Annotated in this window: 6 protein-coding genes; all 6 read left to right on the plus strand. The window is 42.6% G+C overall.

The features are described 5' to 3' along the window. Positions 1 to 54: 54 nt before the first annotated feature. The 6 genes from LI288_RS10890 (at position 55) to LI288_RS10915 (ending at position 16,987) form a co-directional block, all read left to right on the plus strand. Positions 55 to 4,062: a pectinesterase family protein gene (locus LI288_RS10890; RefSeq protein WP_227090413.1), complete on the plus strand. Its 4,008-nt coding sequence runs from the start codon at positions 55 to 57 to the stop codon at positions 4,060 to 4,062. 367 nt (positions 4,063 to 4,429) lie between these two features. Then, positions 4,430 to 9,229, plus strand: coding sequence for a hypothetical protein (locus tag LI288_RS10895; protein WP_227090414.1), 4,800 nt, complete (start codon positions 4,430 to 4,432; stop codon positions 9,227 to 9,229). 214 nt (positions 9,230 to 9,443) lie between these two features. After that, entirely contained in the window at positions 9,444 to 11,165 is a 1,722-nt protein-coding gene (locus LI288_RS10900; RefSeq protein WP_227090415.1) for a HAMP domain-containing methyl-accepting chemotaxis protein, read from the plus strand. Positions 11,166 to 11,676: 511 nt separating this feature from the next. After that, on the plus strand, positions 11,677 to 12,237 hold the full coding sequence (pth, locus tag LI288_RS10905; RefSeq protein WP_022432100.1) for an aminoacyl-tRNA hydrolase: 561 nt from the start codon (positions 11,677 to 11,679) through the stop codon (positions 12,235 to 12,237). Between the two features lie 26 nt (positions 12,238 to 12,263). Further along, positions 12,264 to 15,878: a transcription-repair coupling factor gene (mfd, locus tag LI288_RS10910; protein ID WP_227090416.1), complete on the plus strand. Its 3,615-nt coding sequence runs from the start codon at positions 12,264 to 12,266 to the stop codon at positions 15,876 to 15,878. A gap of 134 nt (positions 15,879 to 16,012) precedes the next feature. Continuing rightward, complete coding sequence (locus LI288_RS10915; RefSeq protein WP_022432098.1) at positions 16,013 to 16,987, plus strand: aldolase catalytic domain-containing protein; 975 nt, start codon at positions 16,013 to 16,015, stop codon at positions 16,985 to 16,987. Positions 16,988 to 17,111: the final 124 nt, after the last annotated feature.

Here is a 17,111-nt window from a genome sequence, read left to right on the forward strand (position 1 = left end):
CAAAAAGATATGTATTTTCTTTTGGAAAAGAACAAAAAGGGAGGTTTTTTTACAATGATTAAAAACAGAAGGACGAGCGGACTGCTGAGCATGGCATTGGCAACATGTCTGGTTGTAAGTGCAGTACCGGTACAGACAGTGGATTCTATTTTGGGAAATGCAGCAGGAAGGGTAACAGCTTATGCTGAGGAAACGGCGCAGAGTACAAAGCCGCTTACAACACTTTGGAAAACGCAGGAAGTCGGTACACACGAGGGAACAGGAACTTATGCGTATGATGCAGCAGCAAAGACGGTGACGGTAAACGGTGCCGGTACAAAATTTGATAAATCAGCAGGAAGTGATGATTTATTCTACGCTTATTTTGAGGGTAAAGGAGATTTAACCATTACAGCGAAGATGACCGTCAATAATAACGGCAATGCAGGATACGCAGGACTGTTAATCCGTAATGCCGCAGATGAAGCGGGAAGTGCCAGTGCAGCACTGTATGCAGATTTTGCAAATGGAAGCAAGAATCAGATCCGTTACGGATACCATAAAGAAGCAGCAGGCGGCGGTGCATCACAGGTCAATACGGCAGTCACAACCGCTTCTTCTGACATTTATATTAAATTAGAAGTTTCAGAGAATAAAGCAACCTATCACGTTGCTTCGACAGCTGATTTTTCAGATGAAAAGGTAAAGACACAGACAATTTCCGGATTATCAGCAAAGACAATCGGTTTCTTTGCAACAGAAGGAGTAACTGCAGAATTTTCGGATGTAACGGTAACTTCTGCATATACAACGGATGACGGTGCTGCGGTAAACAAGCAGATTTTTGATTCAGAGGCAGGAGAAGTAAACTTCTCACAGTCAAGCAGTAAAGATTACTCAGGAAATTATGATGCCGGAAATTCCTTTGAAACTTCCGCAAACGGCAACATTTTATCCGTAAATCATACAAGAAGCGCAACAGTGAAAGGAAATATCAGAGATGATAAAGGAATGGATTACTTATTGTTCCCGGAAACATCAGAAGATATGACGATTTCAGCAGATATTACAGTGACAAAGCTGGATTCCGGTACAGATAAGCAGGGGCTTGCCATCGGACAGTTTAACGCGAAGACCGGCAGCGCCATGAAGTGTGACGTATTACATATCCAGAAAAATATTGTGATCCAGCATACATTTTCAACGGTCAGCGGAACGGGTAACTGCGGTTCTCCAAAGGTTGGCAAAAAAACTGACACAGCAAACGGATATGAGCTGGGCGGCACATATACACTGACTTACACAAAGAGTGGCAATACCGCTAAAATGCAGGTTGTAAGCGCAGACGGAACGGTGCTTATGGGTTCAGAAGCAAATCCGGGCGAATTTGACCTGACACAGTCTTATGCAGACCTGCAGACAGGACAGACAGTACGCTATGGTCTGGCATTTTCAGGTGTTACGGCAGAAATCAGTAACCTGACCTTAAAGAATGCAGAAGGTACGGTTGTATATGACCAGAACGATTATTATGTGGCAGTCGGTGTTGCACCGGTGATTACAAATGCCGCAACAGAAGTAGCTTCTGACAGAAAGAGCATGAATATTACATGGGATGTCGCAGAAGAAGGCTCAGGCAATATTAAATATGCCGTATATGTATCAAAGGATGGCGGTGAATATACAAAGATTTCTGATTCTAAGGTGAACAGCTTCAGTTATGCCGGAATGGACGGCGACGGAAACTATCAGTTTAAGATTGTGCCTTATGGCGGAACAACAATGGGAACAGCCGTAGAAACTGAAATAACGGACTATCAGGCACCGCTTGCACAGGCTGAATTAACAGCCGCAGGCAGCAAATCTAAGGTAGAACTGTCATGGAATGCCGTAGAAGGTGCATCTTCTTATGATGTATACAGAAAACTGGGTTCTGACGGTGAAGCAGTGCTGGTTAAGACAACAGCAGAGAATGCATTTACAGATACAGATGTTGTCGAAGAAGAACCGTATTATTACTATGTTATAGCAAAAAATGACAAGAATACAAGTAATCCGTCAGCAACGATGCAGGTACTGACATCAGACGGCCATACAGGTGCTTATGTATATGAAAATGAAGCAACAAAACTGACAGTAGCATATAAGTCCAATGATACTGTTTTTGATGATAATGCACTGCTGGTTCTTACAGCAGACGAAGCAGGAACAGCACAGCTTTATGTAAATGACGTGCTGGCAGATACCAAAACTGTCGGTGCGGGCGATGAAATGAAGTTTGAACCTAAATTAAAGAAAGGCAGAAATGACGTTACTGTTATATTTACTGATGCAGAGGGCAATGCGACAAGAAAGACATTTAATTTTGTTGCAAACCCGGATGTTGATATTGTTGTAGATGCGGCATATACAGGCGAAGACGGTGCAGAGTCAGACGGACTGCCGGTATACAAGACTGTTCAGGCAGCAGTCAATGCAGTGCCGGAAGATAATGCAGAAGCCAAAGTGATTTACATTAAAAATGGTGAATATAATGAACGGGTTGAAGTAAAATCACCATATGTAAGTCTTCTCGGACAGGACAGTGAAAAGACCCATTTATTCTATTCTGTATGTGTTGCCAACGGAAATGCAGACAGTATGTGGAACCGTAATGCAATGTATGTAGATACGGCAGCGACAGGCTTCACGGCAGAAAATCTGACGGTTGAAAATTCTTATGACTATACAAACGGTTCGGACCAGCAGGCAGATGCCCTGTGTATTGTGGCTGACCAGACAGCATGTATTAATGTAAGATTAATCGGCTATCAGGATACCCTGCTGACCGATACAAGAACGAAAGATGAAAACGGCAATTATGCTGTGACAAGACAGTATTTCAATAAATGTTATATTACAGGTAATGTTGACTTTATCTATGGTGCAGGTACTTCCGTATTTGAAGACTGTGATATTGTTGCAAGATATACAGAATACAAATCAGACGGATGCTATACAGCCGGAAGAACATATGCTTCCACACCTTACGGATACGTATTTAACAACTGCCGCTTCCTTGCAGAAGAAGGCGTAGCAGACGGTGCATACAGAATGGCACGTCCGTGGGGGGCAGATGATTCGACAACATTTATGAACTGCTACTTAGGCAGGGCGATATCACTGGAAACATCTTATGGTGACATGAGCGGTAACTTAGCTGAAAATGCAAGATTTGCAGAATACGGTTCTTACGGTCCGGGATATACAGTAAATAATAAGCGTCCATACCTGACAAGTGCACAGGCAGCAAAATTTAAGACGGACACAGTCATGGGGGACTATGATTACAGTGCAAGAACTGCTACATTGTATGGAACACAGCAGGAAAAACCGAAAACAGATATAACGGTTGTTGATAAGGCAGAGGTTGTTAAGAATGTAGCGGTTGATGAAAATGCCGTAATTAAAAATGCAGCCGGTGAAACCGTAAATCCGGGAGAAGTCAGTGTTGTCATTGAAAAAGCCGGAAACAGCGTAATTGACTCAATTATGAAAGGCTTTACAGCCGGCGGAATATTAATTGCTGACGGAAGTACAGTAGATTATTATGACATTGAATTACAGGATGAGAACGGTCAGGCAGTTATGCTTGAAAGCGGTAAAATCCAGATTACATTTGCTTATAAAGAAGGAATTGATTACAGTAAAGTGAATGTAATTGTATATCATCTGAATGAAAAGACCGGTGTCATTGAAAAGCTGGAAACACAGCTTACAAGCGAAGGTATCCGTTTTGAGGCAGACAGCTTCAGTCCGTTTGCAGTATACTATGAGAATAAAACGGTACAAAACGATGATATCACCAAGCCGGATGATACAAAAACAGACGATGTAAAGAAGGATGATGCAGGTTCAGGAACACAGCAGGGTGAGAATACCGGTGATGTGTCAGAGAAATCAGAAAATGCACAGCAGTCTGCGGATACAGGCGTACAGACAGGAGATACAGCCAATGGATTTGGATTCCTTGCAGCAGCAGTTGCAGCGGCAGGAGCAGGTGCTTATGAATTTCTTAGAAAAAGAAAGCTGATTCGCAGATAAAAAAGATAATTACTCAAATTTGATAGCCCGCGGGGCTGCCATGGAAATTCAAAAATTTCGTGGCAGCCTTTTTGCATTGCCGGTAGACGGTTTTGGGAAAGATATATGTAAGAATTTGCATATAAATTGATATAAGAGTGAAAAATATGTAAAATGCACAAAAAATGTGACAAATATCAGTAGTTGAGTAGCAAAAATAACTGCAATCATGGTTGACTATCTGATTTAAAAATAATATAATAAAAACAATTGGTGAAAACTTATAAAAGTTTTTTAAAAAGTTCGTGATTTTTTAAAAATGTGCTAAAAATACGAGGTTTCAGGAATGCTTTTATAAAAACACTAAAAACAAATCAGGAGGACGATTATGAGAAGAAAGGTGACAAAGGCAGCAGCGCTTTTATCAGCAGTACTGATGGCTAGCAGTTCTGTACCGTATGGTGTGTTAATACCTTACAATGTATTGGCAGAAGAGGTAAGTGCAGATGCCGGTGTGGCAGCACAGGAGGAAACAGCAGCAACTGTAGGCAGCGTAACCAACATTAAGACATGGGATGCAGCAGGCTTACTGGCAGCAGCAACAACAGAGGATAATGGCTTATCCTTAAAGGGTGACGGCTGGACAACCGGAACAGATACAGCCGGAGCAGAAGCATTTGGAACAGGAGATTATGTAAAGGCAGGAGGTGTAAAGCCGACACCAAATAATGGCGCAGTTCCGACAGCAGGATGCTACTTACAGTATACAGCGACCGACAGCGGTAAGCTGACAATTATGGAAAAGACACAGAAGTCTAATAAGAGCTTCTATGTTGTAGATTCAGACGGTGTTGTAAAAGACACAAAGACATCAGGTTCAGCAAGTACATACGATACCATTACAATTGATGTAGAAGAAGGCAAGACCTATTATGCATATATGTCAGGTTCAACAGCCAACATTTTCCAGGTTGTATATACACCGACACAGGTTGTAAGAACATGGGATGCAGCAAGCTTACTTGCAGCAGCAACAACAGAGGATAACGGCGTATCCTTAAAGGGTGACGGCTGGACAAGCGGAACAGATACAGCCGGAGCAGAAGCATTTGGAGCAGGAGATTATGTAAAGGCAGGAGGTGTAAAGCCGACACCAAATAATGGCGCAGTTCCGACAGCAGGATGCTACTTACAGTATACGGCGACCGAAAACGGTAAGCTGACAATTATGGAAAAGACACAGAAGTCTAATAAGAGCTTCTATGTAGTAGATTCAGACGGAGTTGTAAAGGATACAAAGACATCAGGTTCAGCAAGTACATATGATACCATTACAATTGATGTGGAAGAAGGCAAGACCTACTATGCATATATGTCAGGTTCAACAGCAAACATCTTCCAGGTATCCTTAGCAGTCGGTGAAAAGAAGCAGACTGCATGGGCAGATGTTGCAGCACCGGTGATTAACAGTGTAACAACAGATGAAGCCGGAGATTTCGTTGTAGACTTCTCAGCAGTCATTGATGCATACAAGGGTGCTGATGATGTAAAGGTTACAATGTTACAGGATGGTCTGGAAGTATCTACACAGACATTTACAAAGCAGGCATCAACAGCTACATTTGCACCATACCGTTCAGGTACTTACACATTCGTAGTGGTTGCACAAAGATATGGCGAAGCTGATAAGGCAAGTGAAGTTTATACATACAAGGATTATGTACTGGCAGTGAAGAAGCCGGTTATCACATGGGCACAGAACAAGGGTAACGGCGATGTTTACTTAGACTGGATTAATATTGAAGATGCAGATTCTTATTCTGTAGCTTATAAGGAATCCGGAAGCACAGCAGATTACACGGTTGTAGAATCAGCATTATCTGCAGAAACGGGCAATTATACACTGACAGGACTGACAGCAGGCAAGTCTTATGATATCCAGATTAAGGCACTCAGAAAGTCAGACGGTTTTGAATCTGTTTATACAGAAAAAGATTTTGAAGTAACAACAGCAGAAGAACAGCCATGGTATACGGCAATCGTAGGTTCTGCACAGGCAGGCGATGTTACATTTACAACGGCTGACGGTCAGACGGATAATGTAAAGCTTTCCGTATCTGACAATAGCGCAGCAAAGAGTAATAATCAGGAATCACCGGCAATTGCAGGAACAGCCGGAACACTGGAAGTTAAGGGACAGGCAAGCGGTAAGATTTCTGATGATGAAGACGGATTTACATATTACTATACAAAGATTGATCCGAACAAAGAAAACTTTAAGCTGAGTGCAACATTTGAGATTACGGATACTTCTCTCACACCGGATAATCAGACCGGTTTTGGTATTGTTGCAGCCGATGCACTTGGATTAAATGTATGGGGCAATCCGGATTATGTACATAAGTATTTCAACTATGCATCTTCTATGATGTTTAGCTCAAAGCAGAGTAATCCGTTTATGAGAACGGTTACAGGTTATACATCAGCTGATACATCAAGCAATGACGGTGTGGAAAGAAGTGTAACAAATGCTAGGTTTACAGACCAGACAGTTAAATTTGAAGTAGGCAACAAATATACATTTTCGTTAGAAAAGACAGACGAAGGTTATACAGCAGCCTGCAACGGTTCAGAGCAGAAGCTTTCTGATAATTCCTTTACATCTGTACAGGAAGATGGAACAGTTGTAGTTGGTATTGCAGTATCCAGAAAGGTATCTGTAAAGGTATCTGATGTTGAATTTTCAAAGTCTGAAAGCAAGGGTATTACATCAAATGACAACGGTGATACAAAGATTACACCGGACGGAAGAGTATACTCAACAAGTACAAGTGGTTCTTCAAATTATGAATACATCTATGTACCAAATTGTGCAGGTACATTGACAGTATCAAACGGTGATACAGATGTAGTTGTAGATCAGGCAGTTGCTGCAAATGAAGTTGTAAGAGTAAATGTTCCGTTAAACAACGGAAAGAATACTGTAAAGTCAACATTAAAGCCAACAGCAGCAGATAACATTGCAAGCACAGTAGCAGTTATTAAGGAAACAGTTGTTGATCATCAGTCATACGGACAGGAAGGTCAGACAATCATTGTATCCGCAGATGCTGATGCAGAAGGTAAGGGAACAGAAGAAAGCCCGATGAGCCTGTCTAATGCATTAAAGTATGCACAGCCAGGTCAGACCATCTTCTTAAAGAATGGTACTTACAGCGGTGCAAAGGTTGAAAGAAGTGTCAGCGGTACAGCAGATAAGAATATCAACCTTGTAGCAGAATCACTTTCTACAGACGGAACAGACGGTGTAGTATTTACAGGTGAAGTAAGGCTCACAGGTTCATACTGGCATGTATATGGTCTGTATGTAAAAGATTCAGCGGGTGTAGGTATCCAGATTTGCGGTAACTACAATACAATTGAAATGTGTACAGTAAACCACGCAGCAAATTCAGGTATCCAGATCAGCCGTGAAGGCGGTGCAGATAATGATGCCGGAAGAAAGGGCAAGTTATGGCCTACAGGCAACCTCATTAAGAACTGTGAATCATTTGATAACTGTGATAAAGGACGTAATGATGCCGATGGTTTTGCAGCAAAGCTGACTTGTGGTGAAGACAATAAGTTCTATGGCTGTATCAGCCATAACAACATCGATGATGGATGGGATTTATATGCAAAATCCGTATCCGGTGAAATCGGTGCTGTAACAATTGAAAACTGTGTAACTTATAACAACGGCTGGCTGACAACAGATGATGTAACAGCTAAAGGCTATGAATACGGCGAAGGTAACGGCTTCAAGCTTGGCGGTGGTCAGATGAAGGGTGCTCATGTATTAAAGAACAGTATTTCATTTGACAACCATGCAAAGGGTATTACTTCAAACAGCTGTCCTGACTGTAAGATTATCAACTGTATTTCTTACAACAACTCACTGGATAACAGTGCATACAATGTAGGATTAAATACAAAGGATTCTAACATCAAGGCTTGGGAAGTAACAGGATTAATTTCATTAAACAACAGCAAGAATACAAAGCTGGAGGATTTAATCCCATTCGCACTTCACAGTGAAAACAACTATATCTATGACGGTGCAGCTTCTTATAACAATAAGGGCGAACAGGCTACAGAAGACTGGTTTGAAAATGTAGATACATCTGTAAAACCGACAAGAAATGAAGACGGTACAATCAATATGCACGGTCTGCTTCTTTTAAAGGATACAACTAAGAACACAGGTGCAGTATTAGATGTAACAAGTGATGCAGCAAAATCCGTAAAACCGGCAAAGACAACGGTTGTTGAAGAAGAAAAGGTTGTATATGAAATGCGTCAGGATGCAGACGGCAACTGGCATTACTATGCAAATGATAAAATTGCAACGGATTACTGCGGCATGGCATTAAACGAATACGGCTGGTGGTATATCAAGAATGGTGATGTAGACTTCACTTATACCGGTATGGCATGCAATGAATACGGCTGGTGGTATTTCAACAACGGACAGCTTGACCTGACCTTCTATGGACTTGCAAGCAATGAATACGGAACATGGTTCTACACAGACGGACAGTTAAACTTCGACTTTACAGGAATGATTATTCCAGAGAACGAGTGGCTTTATGTTCAGAACGGACAGGTACTGACAGATTACACCGGAATGGCATTAAATGACTATGGCTGGTGGTATTTCAAGGATGGTAAGGTTGACTTTACCTATACCGGAATGGCAGTGAATGAATATGGCTGGTGGTATTTCAGCAATGGACAGATTGATTTTGGCTATAACGGATTTGCCACAAATGAATATGGTACATGGCTGTTTACAGACGGTATTTTAAATGCAGGCTTTACAGGTATGATATTAAATGGCGATACATGGGTATATGTTACAGATGGTTATATCAGTAATACCTATACCGGAATGGCATTAAATGACTATGGCTGGTGGTACTTTAACAATGGTGTTCTGGATTTAAGCTATACCGGAATGGCATTAAATGAATACGGCTGGTGGTATTTTAACAATGGTCTGCTTGATTTAACATTTACGGGTGTCGGCAGTAATGAATACGGCGACTGGTACTTTAAAGACGGAACAATCGCTTTTGATTATTCAGGTACAATTAGCTTTGGCGGACAGGATTATACCGTAACCAATGGATATGCTGTAAAAGCATAAATCTGACAAACTAAGATTGAATTTATAAAAAGACCGGCAGAGATGTAGCGCATTGCAGCATCTCTGCCGGTTTTTCTATTTAACAAAAACCTTAACAAAAAACCATGTAATATTTTATTGAAACAGGTTGGATACAATGGTATAATAAAAATAATTAGATATGAAAAAAGTGACATAGACGACACGAGAAAACAGCAGTAAGGAGGAACAACATATGATTCAGGCAATGGTCAAAAAATTGAATGGGAAAAGACTGCGGCAGCGTATTTCATCTGCAATTTTAATAGTTGCAATATTGGTAAGTTTTTCTGGTATTCTTGGAGGAGCTGCCATGTTAGTAATGGGTGTCCAGTACAATCACGCATTAACCAATTATGGTTTTTCACAGGGTGATATCGGTAAGATGATGATTACATTTGCAGACACCAGAAGTAACCTGCGGGCGGCAATCGGTTATCAGGATAAGACACTGGTACAGGAAACCTACGAAGCGTATGAAACAAAGAAGCAGGCATGTAAGGATTATGCAGCTATAGTAGAAGAAACAGTTGCTTCCGCTGAAGAACGTAAATTGTATGATCAGATCATGAGCGGTATGGAAGATTATTTTACATCAGCTGATAAGGTAGTACAGATGGGTAAAGATGTAACGAATATCGATCAGAGAAATCAGGCACAGCGACTGGCAAAAGATGAAGTGGCACCGAAGTACGAAGCAATTTATGAGAATATGGTACAGCTGCTGGACGTGAATACCAGCGAAGGTAACAAATTGGAAAATATTTTAAAGGTATTAACATTTGTCTTACTGGCAATAGTTATTTTTATTATTATTGCGGCGATTTTAATCGCAAGAAAGCTGGGCGATGCGCTTGCGTTAAATATTGTAAATCCGCTCGATGCATTGGCAGAACGTTTTAAGGCCTTTGCACAGGGTGATTTGACAAGTGAATTTCCGGTAATGGAATCAGAAGATGAAGTATCTGATATGGTTACTGTTGCAAAGGATATGGCAGAGAATCTGTCAGCAGTTATTGAGGATGTTAATTACCGTATGGAACTGATGGCAAAGAATGATTATACAGGCTCGTCTGCAATTCCTGAAAAGTATCTGGGTGATTTTGCAGCCATGAATGATGCAATCCATCAGATGAACGAAGATATGAACGATACAATGCGCCACATTGAAGAAGCTGCCGCTCAGGTATCTATCGGTGCAGGCAACCTTGCAGAGGGGTCACAGAGTCTTGCAGAAGGTTCTACAGACCAGGCCGGTGCAGTTGAAGAATTACTTGCCTCTTTTGCAAGTATTACAGAAGGTGTAGAACATACACATGACAGTGCAAGCGTTTCGTATGATTTATCTGTGAAATATGCAAAAGAAGCAGACAGAAGCCAGCAGGAGATGCAGGCGGTTACGGAAGCTATGCAGCGTATGAGTGAAATGTCTCAGAAGATTGAAAGCATTATCGGTGAAATCGAAGAAATTGCTGAACAGACCAATCTGCTTGCATTAAATGCTTCTATTGAAGCCGCAAGGGCCGGAGAAGCCGGACGCGGATTCGCTGTTGTTGCAACACAGATTGGCAAGCTTGCTGACGAAAGTGCTCAGTCTGCAGTGAATACAAGAGAACTCATTATGAATTCTATTCAGGAAATTGAAAATGGTAACCGTGCCGTAGAGAAGACTTCTAAGACGATTATTGAACTGGTTCAGGGTATTAATGAAGTCGCAGAAAAGTCTAAAGAGCTAGAGGAGCTTTCAGAAACACAGACAGAACAGATGAAGCAGGCTGAAGCCGGTGTTAACCAGATTTCAGAGGTTGTACAGAGCAATGCCGCTATTGCGGAAGAATCTTCTGCAACAAGTGAAGAGCTTTCAGCAGAATCTATTTCACTGAACGAACTTGTACAGCAGTTTAAGCTGAAAAAGTAATTTTTGACACTGATATCAGAATATGCTAGAATTTAAAAATGCGTAGACACGCAGTGAAAGCATACAGAACAGATAAGCGTGAAGTCATGAAAAATGGACTTCGCGCTTTTTTGCACAGATGTTTGCTTCTGAGCGAAAGCAAACATCTATAATGACAGATAAGAAATCGCCTATGCGAATTTCTCATCGCCACTTTGCAACAAGTTGCTCAGAAATGGAGATAAGTGTGAAAAATCACACTGATGTGCTGATTTTTCACACAGCATTTTGTGCCGCAGGCGTCACAAAATAGCTTTTATCGCAGAGCCAAATCTGACATTTGGCTCGCGGTTCCTCCGGCATTAAAATGCCTGCGGAAAAAGAGAAGTGTGAACAAGCCATAAACGAAAGCTTGTTCACACGGGTATTTGCTTCCGGGCGAAAGCAAATACCCAGGATGGCAAATGAGAAATCGCCTGCGCGAATTTCTCATCGCCGCTTCGCAACAAGTTGCTCAGAAAAGGAGAATTGTATGTATATTATAGCGGGGCTGGGAAATCCCGGCACACAGTATATGGGAACAAGACACAATGCAGGATTTTCTGTGATAGATGCGCTGGCAGATCAATATAATATCAGCGTAGACACACAAAAACACAAAGGGATGATTGGCAAGGGTATGATTGAGGGAGAGAAGGTCATTCTTGTAAAGCCGATGACGTATATGAATCTGTCCGGGGAATGTATCCGTGAAGTCATGGATTATTATAAGGCGGATATCGATGATTTAATCGTTATTTTTGACGACATCAGCTTAGAACCGGGCAAACTGCGTCTGCGGGCAAAGGGAAGCGCAGGCGGACACAACGGTATTAAAAGTATTATCGCGCAGCTTGGCAGTGACCGGTTCAAGCGTGTTAAGTTCGGTGTCGGTGACAAACCGAAGGGCTGGGACCTTGCAGACTGGGTACTCGGAAAATTCCCGGCAGATTTATACGATACACTGCGGGATGCCAATCAGAGAGCCTGCGAAGCGGTTGCCTGTATCATGACAGAGGGTATTACCGGTGCGATGAATAAATTTAATGGATGAAATAAAAATTGTAGAATAGAGGAAGTATGAAAACATTTTTTGAGCCTGTGCAGGGGATGGCAGGGATAGAAGAAATTAAAAAGTCTTTTAGCCGGCTGGGGCATGCGGTAATGGTCAGCGGCTGCATTGACACGCAGAAAGCACATCTGCTGGAAGCACTCGGGGAGCAGTATCCAATCCGGGTCGTGATTACTAGCGATGAGGTCAAGGCAAGACAGCTTCGTGAGGATTGTCTTTTTTTTGATAAGAGCAGTATTTACTATCCTGCCAAGGATTTTATCTTTTACAGCGCCGATGTGCATGGCAACCAGCTTGCGGGAGAGCGGCTTGCATGCATTTACAAAATCATTCAGGCGCAGAAGCATATCAGTGAAGACAGTATTTCAAACGGTAAAACAGACGGCATACAGCCGGAAAACAAAAATGCGGCGGGACTTACGGTTGTGACAACGATTGACGGCTGTGCTGATTTGCTCGTTCCGCTTGAAAAATATAAAAATGCCACGATTTCATTTGAAAAAGGACAGGTTCTTGATTTAGAAGCACTTTCAAAAGAACTGGTACAGATTGGCTATGAGCGATGTGCGATTGTGGACGGACAGGGCAAATTTGCGGTGCGCGGCGGTATTATCGACATTTTCCCGTATACGGAAGAAACACCGGTGCGCATTGAGTTGTGGGACGATGAGGTGGATTCAATCCGTTTGTTTGACGTGGAGAGCCAGCGTTCCATTGAAAAGATTGAGCGGTTTGAAGCTTTTCCGGCGACAGAATGCCTGTTAAGCGAAGAAGAAATTGCGCGCGGCAGGGAAAAGTTACAGGAAGAACTGGCAGGACAGCTGACCGCCTTTGGTAATGATAAGAAGAAAAAGACGGCAGAGGATATTGAGAAATGCAACCGTATCCGCAGAAATGTGGCAGATATGGAGCGTACCGGTGATTACAGTAAGGCGCTGCGGATGTTTGCAGAGGAACTGACCGGATTTTTAAGCTATTTTCCAAAGGAAGACACGCTGTTTGTATTAGATGAGCCGAACCGCTTAAATGAGCGGATGGAACTTATTTTATATGAATATACGGAAAGTATGAAAAACCGTCTGGAGGGCGGATATATTCTGCCGGGACAGACCGATATGATTCACGGGATTGAAAGCATTTATGTGGGACTTGATAAGAAACGTACCCTGCTGTTGTCGGCGCTGGATTACAAGCCGGAAAAATTTGCCGTGGCGGAATATGTGCGCATTGATACCCGCAGTATCAGTCCGTACCACAACAGCTTTGAGTATCTTGCGGACGATTTAAAAAAATATAAGCGTTCGGGGTATAAGAGTATCCTGGTGTGCAATTCGAGAACGCGTGCGGCAAGAATTGTGCAGGATCTGGCGGATCTGGGGCTGACGGCGTATTTCAGTGAAGATTTTGAAAATGAAATGCTTGAAGGCACGATTATGGTCACTTACGGCAGTCTGCACAAGGGCTTTGAGTATCCGCTTCTGCAGTTTGTCGTGATTGCGGAAAATGATATTTTTGCAAGCAGGCACAAAAAACGTGAAAAGAAGAAAAAGTATGACGGAAAGTCGATAGCCGGTTTTAACGAACTGAATATCGGCGATTTTGTCGTGCATGAAAGTCACGGACTGGGTGTGTATAAGGGTATTGAAAAAATTACGGTCGAGGGCGTGGAAAAGGATTATATCAAGATTGAATACGCCGGAAACAGTAACCTTTATGTGCTGGCGACACAGCTTGACCGTTTACAGAAATATGCGGCGGCGGATACCGAAAAGAAGCCGAAACTCAATAAGCTGGGGACACAGGAGTGGAATAAAACAAAATCCAAGGTACACGGCGCGGTTGAAGAAGTGGCAAAGGATCTGGTTGCGCTGTATGCGGCGCGGCAGAAGGAAAAGGGTTATCAGTTTGGACCGGATACCGTATGGCAGAGGGAATTTGAAGAAATGTTTCCGTATGAGGAAACGCAGGATCAGCTGACGGCGATAGAAGACACCAAGCGTGATATGGAAAGTACCCGCATTATGGACCGTTTAATCTGCGGTGATGTCGGCTATGGCAAGACTGAAGTCGCAATCCGTGCGGCATTTAAAGCGGTACAGGAGGGCAAGCAGGTGGCATATCTTGTGCCGACAACCATTCTTGCCCAGCAGATTTACAACACCTTTGAACAGCGGATGAAAAATTTTCCGGTGACGGTGGCACAGCTGTCAAGCTTCCGTACAAGCAAGGAAATCAAGGAAAGTATTTCCGAGTTAAAAAAAGGTTTTGTAGATATTGTAATCGGTACACACAGACTGTTATCCAAGGATGTGGAGTTTAAGGACCTGGGACTGTTGATTATTGATGAGGAACAGCGTTTTGGTGTAACCCATAAGGAAAAGATTAAGAAATTAAAAAATGATGTGGATGTCATGACGCTCAGTGCGACCCCGATTCCTAGAACACTGCATATGAGCCTTGTCGGTATCCGTGATATGAGTGTACTGGAAGAACCGCCGACAGACCGCGTGCCGATACAGACCTTTGTAACGGAACATAACGATGAAATGATCCGGGAGGCGATTCACAGAGAGCTGGCAAGAAACGGACAGGTGTATTATGTATACAATCGTGTCCGCAGCATTGATGAGGTGGCGGCACACATTGAGGAACTGGTGCCGGAGGCCAATGTCGCCTATGCACACGGTCAGATGGAAAAACGTATGCTTGAAAAAATCATGTACGAATTTATCAACGGAGAAATTGATGTCTTAATTTCAACCACGATTATCGAAACCGGTGTGGACATTTCAAATGTCAATACCATGATTATCGAAGATGCGGATAAATTCGGGCTTTCTCAGCTTTACCAGTTACGCGGGCGTGTCGGACGAAGCAGCAGAACGTCCTATGCATTTTTATTGTACCGCAGGGACAGAATGCTCACGGAAGTGGCAGAGAAACGTTTAAGTGCGATTCGTGAATTTTCGGATTTCGGCTCCGGTTTTAAGATTGCGATGAAAGACCTTGAAATCCGTGGCGCAGGAAATGTGCTTGGACGCTCACAGCATGGGCATATGGCGGCGGTTGGATATGATTTGTACTGTAAAATGCTCAATCAGGCGGTGAATGATTTGAAGGGCATTAAAAATGAATACGGTTTTGAAACAAATGTGGATTTGAATGTAGATGCATTTATTCCGTCTTCTTATATTAAGAGCGAATATCAGAAGCTGGATGTCTACAAGCGGATTGCGGGTATTGAAAGCGAGGAGGAACTGTCGGATATGTGCGACGAACTCGGTGACCGTTACGGCAGTCTGCCGGCAAGTGCCGCCAATCTTTTAAATATTGCACTGGTTAAGTCTATGGCACACAAAATCGGCATTACCGAGATTCAGGGCGGAACGGACGAAACACCGGGTGCATCGCAGTGGCGGACGGTCATGAAGATTTATCCGAAAGCGGACATTCAGGGGGATAAAATCGAGAATTTCGTAGCCGGATACGGCGGTGCGGTGCGGTTTATCAGCAGTCCGGAACCGAAATTTGTCTGGAGGGTGACAAAGAAGAAATTCAGCAATGCACAGGAATATCTGGCAGGATTAAAAGCCCTGGTAAAGGATATGCAGCAGCTGACGTAAATCGGTTATAAAGCATTTTGGAAAGGATTCTTCTGAAAGGGGTTTGCATTTTGAAAAAAGTGTGCTATAATACGTTAAAGTTTAACGCTTTAAAGTGAAAAATAAAACAAAAGCAGATATTGGAGGAAAAGGAAATGGAACAGAAGGGCGAATTAATTTCTTACAGACCGGATATTAAGGTCGTTGATTGTACAATCAGAGACGGAGGATTGGTCAACAATTTTTATTTTGACGATGAATTTGTAAGAAATTTATATACCGCCAACGTGGCAGCAGGTGTAGAATACATGGAGTTTGGTTATAAGGCTTCAAAGGAAATTTTTGACGTTAAGGAATTCGGCAAGTGGAAGTTCTGTGATGAGCAGGATATCCGTGATATTGTCGGTGATAACAACACCGATTTAAAGATTTCCGTTATGGCAGATGTCGGACGTACCGATTATAAAAAAGATATTATTCCAAAGACAGACAGCGTGATTGACATGATTCGTATTGCTACTTATATTAATACAATTCCGGCGGCAATCGAGATGATTCATTACTGTGCGGAGATGGGCTATGAAACCACGATTAATATTATGGCAGTTTCCACAGCGGCAGAATCTGAGCTGGATCTGGCACTGGATTTACTGGCACAGAGCGAGGTCGGCACGATTTATCTGGTTGACAGCTATGGTTCTTTATATCCGGAACAGATCCGCAGACTGGCGGATAAGTATTTGAAGGTTGCAGAAAAATACGGCAAGAAGGTCGGTATCCATGCACACAACAACCAGCAGCTTGCATTTGCAAATACGATTGAAGCCTGCACCGTAGGTGTCAGCTATCTGGATGCAACGATGAGCGGCATGGGACGCGGTGCAGGAAACTGCAACATGGAACTGCTGTTAGGCTTCCTTAGAAATCCGAAGTACAGTTTGAATCCGGTATTAAAATTTTTACAGAACCAGATGCTTCCGTTAAAGAAGACAGGGCTTGTATGGGGCTGTGATGTACAGTATATGCTGACAGGACAGCAGAACCAGCACCCAAGAACTGCCATTGCGTTTACGGCAGAACAACGTGAAGATTATGCGGCATTTTATCAGTCATTATTAGATCGGGAATAAAATGATGAAACTTCCTAAAAATGCAGAAACTGGGATATTGACTTTCACAAGGTATCGCAGTAAAATAACTGTTAAGAATTGCGTGGAATGAAGTAAAAGATATCATTTCGTAACAATCCGACTA

The organism is Lachnospira pectinoschiza, assembly GCF_020564355.1.
In the GTDB taxonomy this organism is placed as follows: Bacteria; Bacillota; Clostridia; order Lachnospirales; family Lachnospiraceae; genus Lachnospira; species Lachnospira intestinalis.

Coding starts and splice junctions, on each gene's coding strand:
- LI288_RS10890 (WP_227090413.1), top strand. CDS start 55: ATGATTAAAAACAGAAGGACGAGCGGACTGCTGAGCATGGCATTGGCA.
- LI288_RS10895 (WP_227090414.1), top strand. CDS start 4,430: ATGAGAAGAAAGGTGACAAAGGCAGCAGCGCTTTTATCAGCAGTACTG.
- LI288_RS10900 (WP_227090415.1), top strand. CDS start 9,444: ATGATTCAGGCAATGGTCAAAAAATTGAATGGGAAAAGACTGCGGCAG.
- pth (WP_022432100.1), top strand. CDS start 11,677: ATGTATATTATAGCGGGGCTGGGAAATCCCGGCACACAGTATATGGGA.
- mfd (WP_227090416.1), top strand. CDS start 12,264: ATGAAAACATTTTTTGAGCCTGTGCAGGGGATGGCAGGGATAGAAGAA.
- LI288_RS10915 (WP_022432098.1), top strand. CDS start 16,013: ATGGAACAGAAGGGCGAATTAATTTCTTACAGACCGGATATTAAGGTC.